The organism is Alcanivorax sp. REN37, from assembly GCF_041102775.1.
Classification (GTDB): Bacteria; Pseudomonadota; Gammaproteobacteria; order Pseudomonadales; family Alcanivoracaceae; genus Isoalcanivorax; species Isoalcanivorax beigongshangi.
Genome location: NZ_JBGCUO010000001.1, coordinates 339,395 through 358,678 on the forward strand (window position 1 = coordinate 339,395; position 19,284 = coordinate 358,678).

At 62.7% G+C, this 19,284-nt stretch carries 17 protein-coding genes; 7 read left to right on the plus strand and 10 right to left on the minus strand.

Annotated elements, in window-relative coordinates:
- Positions 1 to 31 precede the first annotated feature (31 nt).
- Positions 32 to 1,927, plus strand: coding sequence for a biosynthetic arginine decarboxylase (speA, locus tag AB5I84_RS01510; protein ID WP_369454064.1), 1,896 nt, complete (start codon positions 32 to 34; stop codon positions 1,925 to 1,927).
- Between the two features lie 212 nt (positions 1,928 to 2,139).
- On the opposite strand, the gene AB5I84_RS01515 is transcribed toward speA, so the two are convergent.
- Positions 2,140 to 2,700: a 2-thiouracil desulfurase family protein gene (locus AB5I84_RS01515; RefSeq protein WP_369454065.1), complete on the minus strand. Its 561-nt coding sequence runs from the start codon at positions 2,698 to 2,700 to the stop codon at positions 2,140 to 2,142.
- Here AB5I84_RS01515 and AB5I84_RS01520 point away from each other — a divergent pair.
- Both AB5I84_RS01520 and AB5I84_RS01525 read left to right on the plus strand, forming a co-directional pair.
- Positions 2,699 to 3,658: a D-2-hydroxyacid dehydrogenase gene (locus AB5I84_RS01520; protein ID WP_369454066.1), complete on the plus strand. Its 960-nt coding sequence runs from the start codon at positions 2,699 to 2,701 to the stop codon at positions 3,656 to 3,658. The two genes, AB5I84_RS01515 and AB5I84_RS01520, sit on opposite strands and share 2 nt — an antisense overlap.
- Positions 3,659 to 3,766: 108 nt before the next feature.
- Complete coding sequence (locus AB5I84_RS01525) at positions 3,767 to 4,114, plus strand: YjbQ family protein (protein WP_500796472.1); 348 nt, start codon at positions 3,767 to 3,769, stop codon at positions 4,112 to 4,114.
- Between the two features lie 3 nt (positions 4,115 to 4,117).
- Here AB5I84_RS01525 and AB5I84_RS01530 read toward each other — a convergent pair whose 3' ends face one another.
- The 3 genes from AB5I84_RS01530 to AB5I84_RS01540 form a co-directional block, all read right to left on the minus strand.
- A complete protein-coding gene (locus tag AB5I84_RS01530) occupies positions 4,118 to 4,756 on the minus strand; it encodes a DUF2057 family protein (RefSeq protein ID WP_369454067.1) in 639 nt (212 codons plus the stop codon).
- 100 nt (positions 4,757 to 4,856) lie between these two features.
- Complete coding sequence (locus tag AB5I84_RS01535; RefSeq protein WP_369454068.1) at positions 4,857 to 5,414, minus strand: mechanosensitive ion channel family protein; 558 nt, start codon at positions 5,412 to 5,414, stop codon at positions 4,857 to 4,859.
- Positions 5,407 to 6,048 carry an MBL fold metallo-hydrolase gene (locus tag AB5I84_RS01540; RefSeq protein ID WP_369454069.1) on the minus strand — a complete coding sequence of 214 codons (642 nt, stop codon included), beginning with the start codon at positions 6,046 to 6,048 and terminating at the stop codon, positions 5,407 to 5,409. Before AB5I84_RS01540 ends, AB5I84_RS01535 begins: the two co-directional genes overlap by 8 nt.
- A gap of 347 nt (positions 6,049 to 6,395) precedes the next feature.
- Between AB5I84_RS01540 and AB5I84_RS01545 the strand changes: the two genes are divergently transcribed.
- Entirely contained in the window at positions 6,396 to 7,997 is a 1,602-nt protein-coding gene (locus AB5I84_RS01545; protein WP_369454070.1) for an isocitrate lyase, read from the plus strand.
- 229 nt (positions 7,998 to 8,226) lie between these two features.
- Complete coding sequence (locus AB5I84_RS01550) at positions 8,227 to 9,396, plus strand: metallophosphoesterase (protein ID WP_369454071.1); 1,170 nt, start codon at positions 8,227 to 8,229, stop codon at positions 9,394 to 9,396.
- Between the two features lie 10 nt (positions 9,397 to 9,406).
- Here AB5I84_RS01550 and AB5I84_RS01555 read toward each other — a convergent pair whose 3' ends face one another.
- The 4 genes from AB5I84_RS01555 to mtgA all read right to left on the minus strand — a co-directional run bounded on the left by AB5I84_RS01555 (position 9,407) and on the right by mtgA (position 13,089).
- Positions 9,407 to 9,979, minus strand: a complete 573-nt coding sequence (locus AB5I84_RS01555; RefSeq protein ID WP_369454072.1) for a gamma-glutamylcyclotransferase — start codon at positions 9,977 to 9,979, stop codon at positions 9,407 to 9,409.
- An 85-nt stretch (positions 9,980 to 10,064) separates the two neighbouring features.
- Positions 10,065 to 10,718 (minus strand): histidine phosphatase family protein, encoded by a 654-nt coding sequence (locus tag AB5I84_RS01560; protein WP_369454073.1) that lies wholly within the window; start codon positions 10,716 to 10,718, stop codon positions 10,065 to 10,067.
- Positions 10,719 to 11,058: 340 nt separating this feature from the next.
- A complete protein-coding gene (locus AB5I84_RS01565) occupies positions 11,059 to 12,363 on the minus strand; it encodes an META domain-containing protein (protein ID WP_369454074.1) in 1,305 nt (434 codons plus the stop codon).
- Positions 12,364 to 12,375: 12 nt separating this feature from the next.
- Positions 12,376 to 13,089, minus strand: a complete 714-nt coding sequence (gene mtgA / locus AB5I84_RS01570; protein WP_369454075.1) for a monofunctional biosynthetic peptidoglycan transglycosylase — start codon at positions 13,087 to 13,089, stop codon at positions 12,376 to 12,378.
- Between the two features lie 146 nt (positions 13,090 to 13,235).
- On the opposite strand from mtgA, the gene AB5I84_RS01575 reads away from it, so the two are divergent.
- Together AB5I84_RS01575 and AB5I84_RS01580 are read left to right on the plus strand one after the other, a co-directional pair.
- A complete protein-coding gene (locus AB5I84_RS01575; protein WP_369454076.1) occupies positions 13,236 to 15,149 on the plus strand; it encodes an LTA synthase family protein in 1,914 nt (637 codons plus the stop codon).
- A 233-nt stretch (positions 15,150 to 15,382) separates the two neighbouring features.
- Positions 15,383 to 16,351 (plus strand): TerC family protein, encoded by a 969-nt coding sequence (locus tag AB5I84_RS01580; RefSeq protein ID WP_369454077.1) that lies wholly within the window; start codon positions 15,383 to 15,385, stop codon positions 16,349 to 16,351.
- Here AB5I84_RS01580 and AB5I84_RS01585 read toward each other — a convergent pair.
- On the minus strand, positions 16,308 to 18,095 hold the full coding sequence (locus AB5I84_RS01585; protein ID WP_369454078.1) for a DUF2868 domain-containing protein: 1,788 nt from the start codon (positions 18,093 to 18,095) through the stop codon (positions 16,308 to 16,310). The genes AB5I84_RS01580 and AB5I84_RS01585 overlap by 44 nt on opposite strands.
- A 115-nt stretch (positions 18,096 to 18,210) precedes the next feature.
- A complete protein-coding gene (locus tag AB5I84_RS01590) occupies positions 18,211 to 18,987 on the minus strand; it encodes a metallophosphoesterase (RefSeq protein ID WP_369454079.1) in 777 nt (258 codons plus the stop codon).
- Positions 18,988 to 19,284 lie beyond the last annotated feature (297 nt).

Consider the following 19,284-nt stretch of genomic DNA (forward strand, 5'->3'; position numbering starts at 1 on the left):
GTGATAATCGCCGGCCTGATGAGGAGAGGCCATGACCACGTCTACACCGCTTCTGCCGCACGAGAGTGCTGGTATCTACAACGTTGATCGCTGGGGCGAGGGGTACTTTTCGGTGGATGCGGCCGGGCATGTGACGGTCTGTCCCAGCGGCAACCCCGCCGCCGGTAGCGCCCGCTTGCAGGCGGTGTTCGATGCGTGCCGCGAACAGGGGCTGCGCTCCCCAGTGTTGGTGCGCTTTGACGGTATCTTGCGCCACCGCGTGCGGCGGCTGTCGGAAGCCTTCCATGCCGCGATCCTGGCGCACGATTACGAAGGCGCCTACACCCCGGTTTACCCCATCAAGGTCAACCAGCAGCGGCGCGTGGTGCACGAAATCCTGCAACCGCGCGAAGACGGCGTGCGCGTTGGGCTGGAGGCGGGCTCTAAGCCGGAGCTGATGGCGGTGCTGGCGCACTCCGGTGATGCCGGCAACATCATCGTCTGCAACGGCTACAAAGATCGTGAGTACATCCGCTTGGCGCTGATGGGCGAACGATTCGGCTACAAAGTCCACATCGTGGTCGAAAAAATGTCCGAGCTACCGCTGATCCTGGCCGAAGCGCGGGCGTTGGGCGTGCGTCCGCGCATTGGTCTGCGCGTGCGGCTGATGTCGCTCGGCAAAGGCAACTGGCAGAACACCGGTGGCGAAAAATCCAAGTTCGGGTTGTCGGCCTCGCAACTGGTGCAGGCAGTGGAGCAGTGCCGCGACGCTGGCTACCTCGACAGCCTGTGCATGCTGCATTTCCACCTCGGTTCGCAGATCGCCAACCTGCAAGACATCAAGACCGGCATGCGCGAGGCGACTCGCTACTTCCAAGAGATGCATGGTCTCGGCGCGCCGATCTCGATCCTCGACGTAGGCGGTGGTCTGGGCGTGGATTACGAGGGCACCCGCTCGCGCTCCGCTTGCTCAATGAACTATGCGCTGGAAGATTATGCCAGCGCCATCGTGCAGACCGTACGCGATGCTGCCGACCGAGCCGGTCTGCCGCATCCAGAGTTGATCAGCGAATCCGGCCGTGCCTTGACCGCCCACCATGCGGTGCTGCTGGTGAGCGTGATTGACCGCGAGCTGTTGCGCACTTGCGCGGTGGCAGAGCCGCAGGAGGACGCCCCGGAAGAGCTTCATCAGCTGTGGCGCTTGCAGCAACAGGTAGCCCAGCCGCGCCAACCTTGGCTGGAGCTGCACCAAGATGTGCTGGCGGCTTGGCAGGATGTACACCAGCGTTACCTGTTCGGTGAGCTGGGGCTGAGCGATCGGGCTGCCGCCGAAAAGCTGTACACCAACTGCCTGCTGTCCATCCGTGCGGCGCTGGATCCGACTCGGCGCCAACAGCGCGAGTTGCTGGACCAGCTCAACGAAGTGCTGGCGGACAAGCTGTTCGTCAATTTCTCGGTGTTCCAGTCGGTGCCGGACGTGTGGGGGATCGACCAGATTTTCCCGATCCTGCCGCTGCGTGGCCTGCACGGGCCCACCGAAACCCGGGCGGTGTTGCAGGACATCACCTGTGACTCCGACGGCCGCATCGATGAATATGTGGACGGCGAAGGGCTGGAAAACACCTTACCACTGCCGGCGGACTGCGGTGACGAGCTGGGTATTTTCATGGTCGGCGCTTACCAAGAAATCCTTGGTGACATGCACAACCTGTTCGGTGACACCGATTCCGTGGATGTGGATATCGACGCAGACGGCAGCATTCATCTGGATCATGCAATTCAGGGGGATACCGTCAGTTCGGTGCTGCGTTACGTGAATTACGACACTGAAGACCTGATGTGTTTGTTGCGCGCTCACGCCGACCGGGCGGCACTGTCGGATGCCGAGCGTGAGGCATTCCTCAGCGAAATCGAGGATGGCTTGGCCGGCTACACCTACCTTGAGTAAGTGTGGTCAGTGATGAGGAAGGCGCTACGGCGCCTTTTTCATTTTCTGATGAGCGGCGAAGGCGGCGGATAACTTATGGTAGGCCGCTATTTTTCTCGGCAGCTATTACTGCGCTACCGGACGCCTGATATCTAAAAATTGGGACTGTTTTTTTGTTCAACTGCTGTCAATTTCAGTTGTAGAAATATTTTTTTTAAAAGACCTATTGCATATCAGTCTATGCCTTGTCGGTATCTCCACACCGCCAGCACAAAGTTTTGCAGCCGTGCTGGTTGCTGCAAGGACACCTCATCGGCTATCGGCAATAGTGGATGCTGGGCACGCAGCGCACTGGAAAAAGCGCCGTCCGTGAGCGAGTGACTGCCATCGGCTTGGTGCAGCACTGCAGTACCCAGCCCGCAGCTCGGTGAGCGGGCCTTGAGCAGCGCACCGTGCACATTCGTTACTCGCTGTACCTGGTCGCGCACCGCGACAGTGACATCCCGCTGTCGGTCGTCACATCCCTGCAGGCGCACGCCGGCGCTGGTTTCATACAGCGCGATCGGTGGTCGAGGGGTACCCAACCCGGCGCCCACTTCCGGGCACAACGCGGTGAAGCGACACCAGGGCGCCAGCCTTTGCAGCAACAGCGGCGTATATTTATCGCGTCCGTCGTAACGCACCGGCCGGCCCAACAGGCAGGCGCTGACCAACAGCAGTGCTGGGGGGGCGTCCGGGTCGAGACCGGCGTTGCGCAATGCGTGGGCAATACCGTCATCGGCAGGAGTCGTCATGCTGGGTACCTTTCTTGATCTCGCCACATTGCAGCCGCAAGACCTCGACTTGAGCGAGTTGTGGGCCAGTCTGCCGCGCTGGCAATCCCATGCCACCACTGCACCAGCCGACCGACGTGCTCATTTGCACGGCGCCACGGTGGCGGTTACCAACAAGGTGCTGCTGGATGCGCCCACACTGGCTGCTGCCGAGCAACTGAAACTGATCTGCATCGCCGCAACCGGTACCAACAATGTGGACCTGGCCGCCGCCGCTGAGCAGGGCATTCAAGTGTGCAATGTGCGCGATTATGCCGTGGCCAGCGTCGGCCAGCACACTTTGGCGCTGATGCTGGGGCTGGCCACGCAATGGGCGCGTTACCAAGCCGCCGTGCAGCGCGGTGACTGGTCGCGCAGTGAGCTGTTTTGCTTGATGGATTATCCAGCGGTAGAGCTGGCTGGCCGCACCTTGGGCATCGTCGGTTACGGGCGTCTCGGGCAGGAAGTGGCGCGGCTTGGCGCCGCTCTGGGTATGCAGGTGAATGTGGCCGCCAGCTTACGTGCCAACGCCGCCCCAGAAGCCGGCCGTTTGCCGCTGGAGCACGTGTTGGCGCAGAGCGATGTGCTGTCGCTGCACTGCCCACTGACGCCGGAGACCGCCGGCTTAATCAATGCCGAGCGCTTGGCGCTGATGAAACGCGGAGCATTGCTGGTCAACACCGCGCGCGGCGGCCTGATTGATGAAGCCGCGTTGGCGGCAGCCTTGCGCAGCGGTCAGCTCGGTGGCGCCGCTCTCGACACGCTGTCGGTGGAACCGCCGCCGGCGGACCATCCGCTGTTGGGAATGCGCGACTGCAATCTGATCTTGACGCCGCACAGCGCTTGGCTGGCCCGCGAAGCGCGTCAGCGGTTGATCGGCATTGTGGCGGACAATATCCACTCTTGGCGCCAAGGCGCGCTGCACAACCGAGTGGTGTGAGGACAAGCGATGGCCGGGGAGTCGGTCTGGTGGCAACTACGGCTGATATTGATGTCGCGCGAGCGCGGCATTCAGCTGATCACCGATGACATTTAGGCGGCGCCTTAATTGACTGCACTGGAAGTTGGCCACTCTGGATGTGGGGTCGTTGCACTTGTTGCTGCAGCACACCTCGGCGTCACTGGCGATCAGCGAGCATGGCGACCCGCCGGTGCATGGCGATCTGGAAGCCATAGTGCTGCGCTGGAAGCCGAATATTATCGCCGCCGCGAAGAAGGCCCAGATGACATGCCGGCCCCTCTCAAGAGCATGCCGATCGGTGGTCGGCTAAGGTTGCCGGTGGGCAATGGTTGTTTGCAGCTTGGGACGTGGCGGGGCATCTACCTGCGCGCGCACCGTCTCAACGGCGGTGCGCGCCAGATGGTGCTAACGCTACAGGAGCAGCGCCAGCGCTGAGGCTTACTGGCCGATGTAATCGCGGAATGCGCGGCGCTCATCTGGGGTCGCTTCGCTCCAGAACCGTTTCAGCTCATCCAGGTAGCTGCCACGGGGGGCGGCGGGTGCTGCTACCGGCGCTGCTGCGGCCGGTGTGCTGTCATTGGAAATCAGGTTGCTGATCAAATTCGGGCGCGCAATGCCGCTGGCGCGGGTCGGGGTTTTCACGCCGGATGCCAGGTTCAGGCTCCAACCACGGAAATCTTCCGACAGCGCTTCGGCGTCATCGCGGCTGCGCGGTGCGGCGAAGCCCAGTTCGAAGCGGTCGCCGGGGCGGCCATCGACGGTGAAGTACACCGGTGCCGAACGGAAGATCACGTGCGATTCGATGGTGCTGTCCCACAACTCTTTGTAGTAGGCGAGGATCTCGTGGCGGCCGGGGCTCAGTGCCAGCTCACGGGTGCCGCCGGAGAACAGTGTGCTGGCGCCTTTGATCTGCGCACCGTCCAGCGTCATCAGTTCGATTTGCTCCGGTACCTTGACCATCACCAGCTCGGCGGCAGCGCGCTCTGGGCCGTCATAGAGCTTCACGGTAGCAGCGCTTTGGCACGCGCTGACCAGGGTAGCAAGCAACGCAATCAGGGCAACACGAACAACAGACATGGCAGTACTCCAGTGGCGAGCGGCCCATGATGCGCGGCCGGCATGAAGAAATTGTGACAGTGCCGCAGATCGCACTGCCGAGAGTGGCAGTGCGGGTGGGTCAGCGGCAGTGCTTTTTGTCGATCGGCAGCTCGCGGTTGTTGGCCAGCCGGATCACGGTTTTCTGCAGCAGGATGTTGTTCGGCAGCGTGTAGCGGTGACCGTCCGGGTCTTCCAGTGTCAGGTAGATCAAACCCATGTGGCGCACGCGCCCGGTTACGGTGTTGTCGCCATCAAGCACGCGGATGCGGTCGCCGACACCGTAGGGCGAGCTGAAGAAGAGGATGAAGGCGGCGGTGACGTTGGACAGAATCGACCACGCCGCAAACAGCGCGATACCGACCAGTGCGAAGAACGACGACGCCACCACCATAAAGCCCTGGCCGGTGAAGCCCCAGATGCCGCTGAGGGTGAAGAACACAATGAACAGCGTCACCACGTTGATCAGCACTGTCACTTGGAAAGTGCGGCCCAGCGGGTAGCCACGCATCTCGCCGAAGCGGCGCGCCAGTCGGCGCGCCAGACTGGCACCGCCGAAAAGGATAATCAGCGCCAGCACCGTCGACAGGATGCGCATGAAGGTGTGTTGCTGGACGTATTCGGCGAGCAGCTCAACCACGGTGGTCACTCACGAAGGGGTTGGTGTTGCGTTCCTGTCCGAAGGTGGACATCGGGCCGTGGCCGGGAATGAAAGCCACATCGTCACCCAGCGGGAACAGCCGGTTGCGGATTGAATCCACCAGCGCTGCGTGGTCGCCACGGGGAAAATCGGTGCGGCCGATGGACCCGGCAAACAGTACATCGCCGACCACAGCAAGTCGCGCATCGGCGGCAAAAAACACCACGTGGCCGGGAGTGTGGCCGGGACAATGCAGCACCTGCAGAGTCTGCTCGCCCACCGTCACTTGGTCGCCGTGTTCCAGCCAGCGGTCCGGGGTAAAGGCGCGCGCCGGCGGGAAACCGAACATGGCGGATTGCTGCGGCAGCATGTCGATCCAGAACTGGTCGTCGCGGTGCGGGCCTTCTACCGGGATGGCAAACCGCTCCGCCAGATCAGCCACGGCGCCGGCATGGTCGATGTGGGCGTGGGTCACCAGAATTTTCTCCACCTCGCCGCCCAGTTCGGCAATCGCCGCCTCGATCGCCGGCAGGTCGCCGCCGGGATCGCACACCGCGATCTTACCAGTGCTCTCACACACCAGCAGTGAACAGTTTTGGGCGAAGGCCGTGACCGGCAAAATGGCGTATTTCATCAACAGCGTCCTGCTCTGCAGCGGGGAATATCGGGGCCGGGGAGTATAGCAGCATGGTCTGGGCGGGTTGAGACACCTGCGTGCACCGAGCCCTCGATTCGCGTATAAGGCAGGCGCTGCGTCAGGTGACGCCCGGCGGTACGCTGCTGGGACGGGCGTGGGACCGTGCATCGGACCATTATTCACCTGACAAATAGTGAGAATACGAGATATTGATTTTATTTATGCGCGGCGACTGCCTAGACTGCACCTACTTTCCGAACCGGACTGCCAACCGGGGCGGAGAGTAGACGGCCTCGGCACTGCGGTCGTCACTTCCCATCTAGAGCTTGAATAGGATTCCGACCATGTCTCAATACCTGAAAGACATTGATGCGGTAGCTTCCGTTGTCAAAGGCGACAGCACCTGGAGCGCGATCAACCCTGAGTCCGCGCTGCGCATGCGGCTGCAGAACCGCTTCAAAACCGGCCTCGACATTGCCAAGTACACCGCCGCAGTCATGCGCAAAGACATGGCGGAGTATGACGCTGACACCAGCAAGTACACCCAGTCCCTGGGCTGCTGGCACGGTTTCATCGGCCAACAGAAGCTGATCTCCATCAAGAAGCACTTCGGCAACACCGACAAGCGCTACCTCTACCTGTCCGGCTGGATGGTTGCTGCGCTGCGCTCTGAGTTCGGTCCGCTGCCCGACCAGTCCATGCACGAGAAAACCTCTGTGCCGGCGCTGATCGAAGAGCTGTACACCTTCCTCAAGCAAGCTGACGCGTGGGAACTGAACCACCTGTTCCGCGACCTGGACGCTGCCCGTGAGAAAGGCGACAAGGCTGCCGAAGGCGAGATCATCAGCAAGATCGACGGTTTCGAAACCCACATCGTGCCGATCATCGCTGACATCGACGCCGGTTTCGGCAACGAAGAGGCCACCTACCTGCTGGCCAAGAAAATGATCGAAGCCGGTGCCTGCTGCATCCAGCTGGAAAACCAGGTATCCGACGAGAAGCAGTGTGGTCACCAGGACGGTAAAGTAACCGTTCCGCACGCTGACTTCCTCGCCAAGATCAACGCGGTTCGCTACGCGTTCCTGGAACTGGGTGTGGACGACGGCGTGATCGTTGCCCGTACCGACTCCCTGGGTGCTGGCCTGACCAAGCAGATCGCCGTGACCAACAAGCCGGGCGACCTGGGCGACCAGTACAACAGCTTCCTCGACGGTGACTACATCTCCTCTGCCGAAGACATCCAGAACGGCGACGTGGTGATCAAGGCCGACGGCAAGCTGAAGAAAGTGAAGCGTCTGGCGTCCGGCCTGTTCTGCTTCAAAGAAGGCACCGGTATCGACCGCGTGGTGCTGGACTGTGTAACCAGCCTGCAAAACGGTGCTGACCTGCTGTGGATCGAAACCGAGAAGCCGCACGTTGGTCAGATCGCGGAAATGGTTAACCGCATCCGCGAACAGGTACCGAACGCGAAGCTGGTGTACAACAACAGCCCGTCGTTCAACTGGACCCTGAACTTCCGCCAGCAGGTCTTCGATGACTGGGCAGCAGAAGGCAAGGACGTTTCCAAGTTCGACCGTGCACGCCTGATGTCCGCCGACTACGACGGCTCAGACCTGTGTGAAGAAGCTGATGCACGCATCCGCAGCTTCCAGCGTGACGCAGCCCGTGAAGCAGGTATCTTCCACCACCTGATCACGCTGCCGACCTACCACACTGCGGCACTGTCCACTGACAACCTGGCCAAAGGCTACTTCGGTGACGAAGGCATGCTGGCGTACGTAGCGGGCGTTCAGCGTCGCGAAATCCGTCAGAGCATCGCCACCGTCCGCCACCAGGACATGGCTGGCTCCAACATCGGTGACGATCACAAAGAGTACTTCTCTGGTGAAGCGGCACTGAAAGCCGGCGGTAAAGACAACACCATGGGCCAGTTCGACAACATCTGATCGAACCCCTGTAGTGAAGTCTGAAAAAGGCGCTCTTCGGAGCGCCTTTTTTTATGCCCAAAACTCAGGCTGATCAGCCGTTCTAGCCAGTGCCGCAACAGTAGAACGGCTGAAAAACCTGCCGGTCGCGCCGTCTGCAATCAAAGTGTCATCGCCGCCCCCGAGCATGCACCGCCGTACCGACCGCCACACTGGGCCGGTCGCAAGGGGACAGCGGGGAGAGAGAAAGATGGCAGGGGTGAATCGGTCGGCAGCGCTGGCCTGTTTAGCGTTGGGTTTGGCAGCCTGTGGCGGTGGTGGCAGCAGCGACAGTGCCGTGCCCGCACCAGAGGCCGCCGCGCGCGAACGGGTGCGCATGATCGTGATGGGCGACTCCGGCACCGGCAGTGCTGGGCATTACGATGTCGGCCGGGCCATGGCCAAGGTCTGCGAGCTGAAACAAGACGCCGACGGCCGCGCCGGCTGTGATCTGGCGTTGGGCATGGGCGACAACATTTATGACGACGGCGTCAAAGGCGCCTATGACGAGCAGTTCGATACCAAATTCGAGTTGCCGTTCGAGCCGGTGAAGCTGCCGTTCTACATGGTGCTTGGCAACCACGACAATACCGGCGTGTTCGGTGGCGATGGCCTCAGCAACCGGCGCGGCGAGTACCAGGTTGACTACCACTACCGCACCGACCGTTTCTCCGAACGCTGGCAGATGCCGGCCCGCTATTACCGGTTCACCGCCGGCGACAGTCATGGTGGACAGCCGCTGGTGGAAATTTTCGCGCTCGACTCCAACCCCATCGCCTTGGTGGATGCCGACGCCCAGTACGCCGATCATTCCTACGGCCTGATGCAGCGTCAGTGGATGCTGGATGCGGCGCAGCAGTCGCGCGCGCGTTTCAAAATTGCCATCGCACACCACCCCTACCTATCCAATGGTAAGCACGGCAATGCCGGCAATTACGATGGGTTGCCGCCGCTGCTGTTTCCGATCATCTCCGGCACCAAGTGGAAGGAGTTCATCGAAAAAGCAGTGTGCAATCGGGTCGACTTCTTTTGGTCCGGGCATGACCACGATTTGCAGGTGATCGATCCCGTGCCGTCCTGCGGCCGCACCGCGTTCATGGTCAGCGGTGCCGCCGGCAAGACGCGGCAGATCAAGGATGCTGAGCGCAACGTGGCGACGTTCCAGCGTGGTGGTGTGTACGGGTTCTTCTGGGCAGAAGCGGTGGAAGGTGATCCGGACACCGACACACTGGGCGAGCTGTGCATCGAAGCCTATGTGCTCGACCGTGACGATGTGGATCTGGGGGTGGTCAATGCGGAGGGCCTAACGCCCGCCCATGTGCAGTGCTATCCGGAATACCGCAAACCGATGCCGTCGTTGCTCGATCTGGGCCGCTCCTAACCGACTCTGGTCAGCCGGTGCGGCGCAGCGCGCGCACCGCATCGGCGAGGGCGAACACATGGTCGTCCTCGGCTTGCAGGTCCACCAGCGCATCCGCCAGCCCCAGCACGTAATCTGCGTTGGGGCCGGATTGGCCGGCGCTGTGGTGAATCTGTCGCGCCATGTCCGGTAGCGGCGCTGGGCCCAGGAAAGCGCCGTTATCGGCATTGGCGATGTACATCAGACCGTCCACCGTCCCTTGACCCTGCAAGTGCAGGTCGGTCATCACGCGCAGGTAGCCATTGCGCTCACGCTCATCCAGCGGATGCAGTACTTCCGGGGAGATTAGATAGGCCATGCCCACGCACCAGCCGGCTTGTTGGGCTGGTACCAGAGTAGCTACTCGGCCCGGCGCATCCGGTGTGCCGCGATGATCGTGTGAGCCCTGCCAGAAACGACGCTGCCAGCCGGCAATGCGCGCCGGCTTGCGGTCGAGAAACGGAAAGTCAGCCCGGAAGATCAGGGAACCATAGCCGAACAGCCACAACGGCTTGTCGGTGGCGAGGGGCAACTGCTGGTTGAGGTGGAACGTGTCGGCCGTCACCGCGTTTCTCCGCATCGGGGCTCAAGTGGACTGCAGCAGTATGCCCCGGAACCTTATTCCTTATAAATATGAATTATTCATTTCCTTATGCCGCTTCTGCACAAACCTGCTTGGGCATCACGCCATGGGCCACCAAGCTGGAGAAAGTGCCGTGGTCGGTGTGCGACAAGGCAATGGTGCTGCGCGAGCCATGCGGCACGCGCATGCCGAGAAACATGCGTGACGGATCCATGCCGAGCACGTGGGCAATCACCATACGCATTACGCTGCCGTGGCAGATCATCAGGATGCGCTGACCTTGTAGGCGCTCAGTCCAATACTGCCAGGCGCTCACCACCCGTTCACTGAACAGTGCCCGGGTTTCCCCTTCCGGCGGCGCGTAGTGGTCGTTGCCGGACCAAAAGCTCTGCAGCCGTTGTTGATCTCGGTGCGGCAAGTCTTGCAGTCGCAAGCCGGTCCAGTGGCCGAAATCCAGATCGCTGAAATCGGCGTCTAGGTACAACGGGATATCATTGATGCCAGCAATCTGCTCGGCGAAGCTCTGGCAGCGTTGCAGTGGTGATGTCAGCACCGCGTCCCAGTGTTCCTCCAGCGTTACCGCTGTGCGCATCTGCGACCAGCCGAGGTTGGAGAGGGGGTCATCACGTTGGCCGCGGAACACGCCGGGGCCAACCGCTTCGCCGTGGCGCAGCAGTTCCACATGGGTGGGCGGGCAGTAGGGTGTGGCATTGAGAATCATGGTTGGCCTCCTTGGCAGTCGCGGCGGAGCAGACTCCAAAAGCTCGTGGTGGATCGCCGCAGGGTGGCGCGGAGCGGCAGTCTGCTCTCAGGCACCGTGCCGTCCGCGAGCCGCGGAGAGGCCGGTGTGCTGCCGTTAATGTGCGCCGGGTAACCAGTACGGCAGTCTAAGCGATAGCCGGAAGGCTCCGCCACTGGGCTGGTGGCAGAGCTTGGCCGCAGACTGACGTGGATCACGGCGGCGACAGCTTCGGGGGGCAATCAAGGGCCGGCAAGACGTGACGCGCCAATGGCGTAAACGTCACCAAGCGGCCGCCGGACGGTGCCGGCGGCCGGGCGGGTTAGAACAGGTAAACCGATTGGAATAGCGCAATCTCATTCTGCTGGTCATCAAACAGCCGCAGCAGCTCGCCCTCCAAACGGTAACTGCGTACCTGCTCGAACAGGCTGCGGTAGCGCTGCTCGGTGGCCATGCCGTCGATGCACGCCATCATGGTGGCGCCGACCCCGGCAAAGCGCAGCGCATGCTGATCACCGAGTTCATAGGCGGCAAAGAAACGGTTGCAACCGAGGCTGCCGTGGGCGCGCAGTGCGCCGTCATCCTCAGCACCGGCCAGCACCAAGTGCGGCTCGCTGGCCGACTCGCCGGGCAGTTTGGCACCATCCAGTTGGGTCAGCTTCCAGTAGGTGTTGGTGAGCGAGGCTTCGGTACGCTGCGCGCAGCGGCCGTTCTCGCGCATGTCCAGTGCTTGGGTGATGTGCAAGGTGCCGTCCACCAGCACACCGCGCACCGAGGCCAGCAGGCTGCCATCGGCTTGGCGGCGGCCATCCCACTGTTGGCGCACGTCTTCGGCACCGCCGTTGTCGGCCAGCGCGTAATCCTGATCGGTCTGGCAGTCATGGAACCAGGCGCGGTCGCCTTCGACGTGGTATTCGCCATGGTGCAGTGGTGCTGCCAGCGGCAGCAGGGTCAGGTTGACCGGATCCGGCTGGCGATCCTTGAGTGTGGTACTGCTGGCGCTCAGTACCGGTTTGTCATCACGGTAAACGGTGGCAACCAGGCGCCGGTCTGGTTGGCCGGATTGGCGCGGCAGTAGGAACAGCCGGAAGGGCTGCGCGCTCGTGTCAGCGTCTACCTGCAGGCTTTCCCGCTGCAGCACGCCGCCGCGCACATTAGGGGGCGTCACCGGTTCCAGTACCAGCTCGACGCGGTCGCCAGCCTGCAGTGATTGCTGCGCTAGGTCGAGCTGGCCGTCCAATGCCCACGCGGCACTGTCGTCGCGCAGCCAAGTGCCGTCCAAGACGTCAACGCCAGATACCGATAGTCGGTCGGCGGCATCAAGCGTAAGCGTAGCTTGGTGGCTCCAGTCCGCGTCGGACGACGGCACGCGGCCGGTCAGCGTGACGGCGTCGCCGGAATCGGTTTGCCAGCGCTGTCCTTGCAGGTCGTCGACGCCGAGCAGGTGCCAGCGCTGGGTGCCTTCCAGCACCATCACCGGCTGAGTGTCGCCTTGCTGGGTCCAGACGCCGATGCGGCGATCCGGCTGCGGGTCGGCAGGACCGCCGCCGTCGCAGCCTGCCAGGGCGGCGCTCATCAGCAGCGCGCCGAGGGCGAGATGGGGGGCAGACAGCAAACGCAGGGTCATGGGTATCTCCAATCAGGGGGCAGCGCGGGGTGGCAGAGCAATCTGGTCCATGCGGGCGAGAATGATTTGCCGGTAGCGCGCCAGCCAAGGGGTGACGCCGTGCTCAGCATAGTAGCGGGGGCGCGGCAGTCGTGCTGCCAGTTCGGCGGCCTGCAGCGGTGAAAGTTCCGCAGCGCTGACGTTGAAGTAATGTTGTGCAGCGGCCTCAGCACCATAAAGGCCGTCACCCCATTCCGCCACGTTCAGGTACATTTCCAGAATGCGGTGCTTGCCCAGTATCACTTCTGCCATCAGCGCGATGGCGGCTTCTTGTCCCTTTCGCAAGTAGGAGCGACTGCCGCTGAGGAATAGGTTTTTCGCCAACTGCTGGGTCAGTGTTGAGCCGCCGGCCACTGGGGCACCGGCGTCACGATTGCGTTCCCAGGCGTGGCGTAGACCCTCCCAGTCGATGCCCCCGTGTTCGAAGAAGCGGCTGTCCTCGGCGGCCAGCACCGCCCGTTGCAGCGACGGTGCGATCTGCTCCAGCGGCACCCAGCGGTAATCTAGCGTCACCGGGGCGCCGTGCTCGGTCGCCAACCGCTGCACGGCAGCACGCATGAAGGCGGTGTGCTCCGGCGGGTGCTGTTGATACACCCACAGTCGCAGCGCGAAACTGGCTTGCAGCAGCAAGGCGAGCAACAGCATCGCCAGCAGCAGTCGTCGTGCCAGGCGCAGGATTCGGGTCATGGTGTGAGTCCTCGCAAACCCCGTCTGCCCGATCTTGATCGGGCGTTTGTCACATCAAATGTCGAGTCTGGACAAAAAATAGTCCCAATCTGCAGGCTTTCTGACACAATTGCCGGCTTCCCTACCTGTCTTGCCGAGATGGTCTCATGCATTGGATCTCCTACCTGTGGGAGCGCGCCCGTCCGTTGTTGCTGGTGCTTGGCGCCGGCGTGCTGTTCTTCGCGCTGTTGCGCGGTGCGTTGCTGCTGCTGTACCCGGCGCATTTTGACAGCCTGACCGCCGCTGGCCTGTGGCAGGGTTTCAGCCAAGGCGTGCGCTTTGACCTCTCGGTGCTGGTGCTGTTCACCGCGCCGATGCTGCTGGCGCTGGCGATCCCATTGCGCTGGGGCGATTCGATCCGCTGGCGCCGGTTCTGGTTGCTGTTGGCCGGTGTGCCGATGCTGGCGCTGTGGCTGCTGGGTTTCGGTGACCTCGGCTATTTCGGTGAGGTCGGCCGTCACCTCGGCAACGAGCTGCTGACACTGGGCAGCGAAATCGGTCTGTTCTGGAACATTGCCATGGAGTCGCGGCGCGCAGAAGCGCTGGCGCTGCTGATCATGGTGGCGCTGTTCCCGTTGCTGTGGTGGTTTGCCGTGGTGCGACCGGGCAGCCGGCCGTTGAAGCGCTCGGTGGGCTTGGTGCCGCGGGTATTGGTGTCGCTGGTGTTGGTGGCCGGATGCGTGATGGCCAGTCGCGGCCTGCAACTGGAGGGCAAACCGGTCAGCGTGATTGACGCCTATGTCAGCGGTAACGAACAAATTTCCAACCTGACCCTGAACGGCGCTTTCAGTGCCGTGAATGCCTCGCTGCACAGCCAGCCACGCACGCCGCGTTACTTCTCGCCAGAAGCGCTGGCGGCGGCACGGGTGCAGTACGGCGTTACCGGCGATAACCCGTTCTTCAAGCATTACCCGGATAACCAGCCAAGCGGCCGCAACGTGGTGGTGATTCTGCTGGAAGGTTGGAGCTACCGGTATTTGGATGGACTCGCCGGCAGCCAGCACGGCGCGACGCCGTTCATGGATTCACTGGCGCAGCAGTCGTGGGTGTTCGACCGCTTCTATGCCGCCGGTCAGCGCAGTATCCAGGGTCTACAAGCGGTGTTGACCGGCATCCCGCTGCTGCCCGGCAATCCTTGGCTTGGTCATGGGCTAGAGCTGACCAACATGACCCGCATTGGCGCCTTGGCCGGCCAGGCCGGGTACCGCACGTTGATGATGCAGTCATCTCCCCGCCGCTCGTTGCGGGTGGACTCGGTCGCGCGCAGCCTCGGGTTTGCGGAGTACTACGGTCAGGAGGACGTGCCTCTGCGGCGCGATTACGGCAACGAGGCGCCCCGCTACGGTTGGGATTACGACAGCCTGATGTTTTTCAAGGACCAGCTCGACCGGCTGCACGCTGGTGGCGAGCCGTTCTTCGGTTTCCTGTTCACCGGCACCACTCATGAGCCATTTGCGGATCCGGGTGCGGAATTCCACGTGGCGCCCCATGATCGTCGAGGCCTGAATGGTTTCCTCAACACCATGCGCTACACCGACTGGGCGTTGGAGCAGTTCATGGCGGCAGCGCAAGACAGCGACTGGTTTGCCAATACCACCTTCATCTTCACCGCCGACCATGAGTGGGGCGGTGATGGGCAAGACACTGCGGACATGTTCCACATCCCGCTGATCATCCACGCCCCGGGGCAGGTGCCCAGCGCTCGCACCGATCGGCTGGCGTCGCAGTATGACTTGCTGCCGACCATGGTGGATGTGATGGGCTTGGCGCAACCGTTCTCGGCGCTGGGCGATTCGCTGCTGCGGCCGGATGAGTCGCCGGATGCCTGGATCACGCAAGGCGATATGCTCGGGGTGATCGAGGACGGCGTGCTGCTGCGCCACACCCCGGCCGGTCGCTTCGATGTGCAACCGGCGGAGGTGCAGGACGATCTGCTGCATCGGGCCGAGCACCGGCTGTTGCTGCTGTACCAGCTGGCTGCCGAGCGTCTTGGCCGCAACCTGTGGGTGAGCGAAGAGTAATAAATCGTGCGCCAGCTTGCGTGCCAGGCCGCTGCGGCATAGATTGTGCGCCAACAAGGGGAGTAGCTTTTCGCCAAGGTGTCGTCATCACGGCGGTGGACCCAGTCCACACCCGGTGCCTTGGGCAACGACAGTTGCAAGCAAGACCTTGCCTACGGGCAGGTCGTGCGTGGAAAACACCCCAATAACGGCCTGTTCATCGTGAACCGGCCGTTTTTTGTTGGAGGAGTGCAATGGTCACCATTGGACAGGGATGGATGTGGGGTGTCTTTGCCCTGATTGTGATCGCCATGCTGGCGGTGGACTTATGGCTCGGCGGTGGCCGGCGACACAAGGTGTCGGTGAAGGAAGCCGGGCTTTGGTCGCTGGCGTGGGTGACGGTGGCGCTGCTGTTTTGCGCCGGGCTGTGGTGGTATCTCGACGGCAGCGTTGGGCGGGAACTGGCCAATGAATACAGCCTGCAATTTCTTGCCGGCTACCTGCTGGAAAAATCGCTGGCGGTGGACAACGTCTTTGTCTGGATGCTGATTTTCGGTTTCTTTGCAGTGCCTGTGGAGTTACAGCGGCGGGTGCTGCTGTACGGCATTCTTGGCGCGGTGATCCTGCGCACCATCATGATCTTTGCCGGCAGCTGGCTGATCAGCCAGTTTGGCTGGGTGCTGTATCTGTTCGGCGCCTTCCTGATCGTGGTGGGCATCAAGATGCTGCTGCCGGAGAAGGACACCGACCTTAATGACAGCCGATTGTTGAACTGGCTGCGTCGCCATCTGCGGCTCACTGATACGCTGGAAGGCGAACGCTTCTTGGTGATGCGCGACGGCATTCGCTATGCCACGCCACTGCTGCTAGCGCTGATCTTGGTGGAGTTGTCGGATGTGGTGTTCGCGCTCGACAGTATCCCGGCGGTGTTCGCCGTCACCACCGACCCGTTCTTGGTGCTGACCTCGAACCTGTTTGCCATCCTTGGCCTGCGTGCCATGTATTTCCTGCTGGCCGGCGTGGCGGATCGTTTTGTGCTGCTCAAATACGGTTTGGCAGCGATCATGGTCTTCATCGGCGGCAAGATGCTGGCGATGCACTGGTTCCATGTGCCGGTGCTGATTTCGCTGTCGGTGATCGCCAGCATTTTGGTGATCACCCTGCTCGGAAGCCTCTGGTTCAGTCGTCGACAACAGGCGCGTGCAGGCGGTCCATCAGCGTAATCAACTGCTCCGCAAGGCGCTGGCGGGTTTCATCGCCGGCGCCTTTGCGGTACAGCGAGAACAGTTTCTCCAATTGCCGTTCCTGGCGTCGGTTAAGGCCGCTGCGCCAGTCCGGAATGTCGCCGCTGGCGGGCGTGCTGCCAGGCACATTGCGCACCAGCAGTTGCCAGGCTGACAGCTGCCGGCCCAGCAGCACCCAAGGCAGTTGGCGATGCTGGGCCGGGCCCACCCGTACGGTGCCGGCGTCGGCGGTGACTGCCGCAATGCGGGTGGAGAAGTACACCGACGCCGCCGCGCCGATACCGAAGGTGGCGGCCAAGGCGCCCATGGTCACACCGCCAGTGGCCAAGTCGAGGCCGCCGCCAGCGGCGGTGCCGCCCAGGCCAGCCAACATCGCCAGCTGAGTCTTGCTCAGACCCCAGCGTTCCCAATGCTCCAATGCAAACAGCTGCTCGGAATCTGGCAGGTCCAGGGTGTCGCTGGCGGCCAGTGTTGGGCCGTCCTGCAGATAAATGATGGCAAGTGCTTCAAGGGCCTCGCGCTCGGCCTGCGTCAGCGCTTGCTGCCATTGATGGGTCAGTTGCTCACCCAGTTGCTGGGCATCTTGGTCCGCGCTGAGATCGGCGCTTTCGGTGTGGCGCAGCATGCGTTCGACACTGGCGCTGATGACGTCCGCTGCGGCCAACCGCGCGCTGTGGTGGTCGAACACGAAGTGCGACAGCGTGTGCCGGTACAGCGGCGCTTCCTGCAGCGTGAGGTGCTGCATGCGGCGCCAGCGGCGCGCACACCACAGCAACAGCAGCGCCCGCGGCAACACCGCGTACACCACCCACATCGCTACTAGGAATGGCCACCAGCGACCCAGCATCACCGGATCAGCCAGCGGCGGGGCGGCATTGCGCAGCCGGTAATAGTGCGACGCCTCCACCAGTTCCAATGACGGCACTGCGGCGCTGAGCCAGTGCCAAGGCCAGGCCAGCGCATGGAGGAAGTGGTGCATGCCGGTCGCTGAGATTTCCAGCGTGCTGTTCCAGCCAAAGGCGATGTCCTGTGCGCTCAGGTGCAGCAACAGTGACGCCAGCGCAGCGACGCTGAATGCCAGCGCAAACTGCTGCGCGAGCAGCATCAGCAGCGGCACATGCAGGGCATCAAGCAGGCCGTCACGGCGTGAGCCGGTGATCAGTTGGCGCATCGGGCCGCGCAGACAGCGCGCCGGCCACAAACGGGTGAAACCGCTTAGCAACGTCAGTTTCGGACGGCGGCGGAACATCAGCAGCGCTGCTACCAGTGACAGCACCGTTTGCAGCAATGCCAGTCCGAGAATCCACAGCAGGTTGACGCGGGCGCTGCCGTCATAGGCCACCAGGGCGGCCATCACCCCGAAGCCCATCAGGGCACCGACCAGCAATGTCACCGCGCCTAGCCAGCCGAGGCTGCTGGACAGCCGTGTGCCGGGCGAATGGCCATCGGGAAAGCGCGTACACAGCCAAGCATCAAGACGATCCATCGCCTTGCTCGGCATCGGGCCACGGCGCAAGAGGGCGTGGAAGGACTCCGCGGTGGGCTGCGGACGTGCTTCCCAGGCGGCATGGATATCCACCAACCGCTGCAGATCGGACACCGGTGCCAGTGGCTGCTCCGGGGCATCGCCCAGCGGGGTCGGCCACGCCGGCAGCGTGGCGGACGGATCAGGGTGACGGCGCAGTAGTAGCCGCGACAGGGTCCAGACTTTAGGGCGTCTCATCGGGTCTCCCGTGGGTGCCTCCGGGCACCTGGCGAACAACAGACAGCCCGGAGTGTAACCCATGGTCGGGACACTCGAAGGCTTGCAGTGGCGGATCACCGCGGATCAAACAAATTTAGCAACTGCGACGCGGCAGCAGGATCACTTTTTCGGCATCGAAGCCGGAGGGTTCGCCGGGATAGCCGCGTTGGTTGGAAACCAAGCGCGCGCCATTTACCGGCAGATCCAGCGACACATGGGTGTGGCCGAACAGCCACAGGTCGCAACCGGACAGCAGCGCGCTCAGGTCAGAAAAAAAGGCGCCGTCCAGCGGGCCAGGCGAGAAACGTGGATGGCCGCAGTCTGGCGTGGGGCCGTGGTGGGTGATCACGACCGTGGGGCCGTCGTGGGGCACGGCCAGCTCGGCCGCTAACCAGTCGCGAGCGCGTTGGTGCAGCGCCAGCGCATCCTGTGGCGTGAACAGCCGCTCGCCGAACCGGATGATGTGGTGATCCGGCATCAGCTTGCTGGCGATGTCCATGGCGTCATGTCCGGCCGGGGTGGTGGCGTAATCCGTCCACAGCGTGCAGCCGAGGAAGCGCACGCCCTGATGCAGCCAGCGGTTTTCATCCAGCACCTTGACGTTGCTGCCGTCTGCCGCTGCGCGCATGGCGGCCAGCGTGGTGTGGTATTCCTGACCGTAATATTCGTGATTGCCGGGAATGTAGAGCAGCGGTTTGCCGAGGCGCTCGGCTTGAGTTACGGCCCAGTGCACCCCGTCGGCACCGCTGTCGATGTCGCCGGCGAGGATCACCACATCGGCGGCCACATCCGGCAGGTCGGTTTTCGGCCGCGGCGGGGCAGTGGGGGGAAACCGGTCGTGGTGCAGATCACTGAGCAGGTGCAGGCGCATTATTGTTCTCGGACAGTCAGGGACGGCAGATAGGGTGTCCCATCTGCCGTTCCAAAGCCATCCGCGCTGCCGGTGTATTAGCTGCGTAGCAGCGGCGGCACGTGATCGAGATTCCAGCGTAAGCGTGGCTGATGGCTGCGGTGACAGGTTGGCAAGCTGGCTGCCCGGTAAATAGGACTCCAAAGGGGCATTCGGCGATCACCCTTGCCAGCGCGCGGGCGGTGCGGGGCGCCAGCGTCACTGCCTGATGTCGGCTTTGGTGGCACGTTAGTGCATCTTTATTTGCTGCTCCGGAGA

Coding starts and splice junctions, on each gene's coding strand:
- speA (WP_369454064.1), top strand. CDS start 32: ATGACCACGTCTACACCGCTTCTGCCGCACGAGAGTGCTGGTATCTAC.
- AB5I84_RS01520 (WP_369454066.1), top strand. CDS start 2,699: ATGCTGGGTACCTTTCTTGATCTCGCCACATTGCAGCCGCAAGACCTC.
- AB5I84_RS01515 (WP_369454065.1), bottom strand. CDS start 2,700: ATGACGACTCCTGCCGATGACGGTATTGCCCACGCATTGCGCAACGCC.
- AB5I84_RS01530 (WP_369454067.1), bottom strand. CDS start 4,756: ATGTCTGTTGTTCGTGTTGCCCTGATTGCGTTGCTTGCTACCCTGGTC.
- AB5I84_RS01540 (WP_369454069.1), bottom strand. CDS start 6,048: ATGAAATACGCCATTTTGCCGGTCACGGCCTTCGCCCAAAACTGTTCA.
- AB5I84_RS01545 (WP_369454070.1), top strand. CDS start 6,396: ATGTCTCAATACCTGAAAGACATTGATGCGGTAGCTTCCGTTGTCAAA.
- AB5I84_RS01550 (WP_369454071.1), top strand. CDS start 8,227: ATGGCAGGGGTGAATCGGTCGGCAGCGCTGGCCTGTTTAGCGTTGGGT.
- AB5I84_RS01560 (WP_369454073.1), bottom strand. CDS start 10,718: ATGATTCTCAATGCCACACCCTACTGCCCGCCCACCCATGTGGAACTG.
- AB5I84_RS01565 (WP_369454074.1), bottom strand. CDS start 12,363: ATGACCCTGCGTTTGCTGTCTGCCCCCCATCTCGCCCTCGGCGCGCTG.
- mtgA (WP_369454075.1), bottom strand. CDS start 13,089: ATGACCCGAATCCTGCGCCTGGCACGACGACTGCTGCTGGCGATGCTG.
- AB5I84_RS01575 (WP_369454076.1), top strand. CDS start 13,236: ATGCATTGGATCTCCTACCTGTGGGAGCGCGCCCGTCCGTTGTTGCTG.
- AB5I84_RS01580 (WP_369454077.1), top strand. CDS start 15,383: ATGGTCACCATTGGACAGGGATGGATGTGGGGTGTCTTTGCCCTGATT.
- AB5I84_RS01585 (WP_369454078.1), bottom strand. CDS start 18,095: ATGAGACGCCCTAAAGTCTGGACCCTGTCGCGGCTACTACTGCGCCGT.
- AB5I84_RS01590 (WP_369454079.1), bottom strand. CDS start 18,987: ATGCGCCTGCACCTGCTCAGTGATCTGCACCACGACCGGTTTCCCCCC.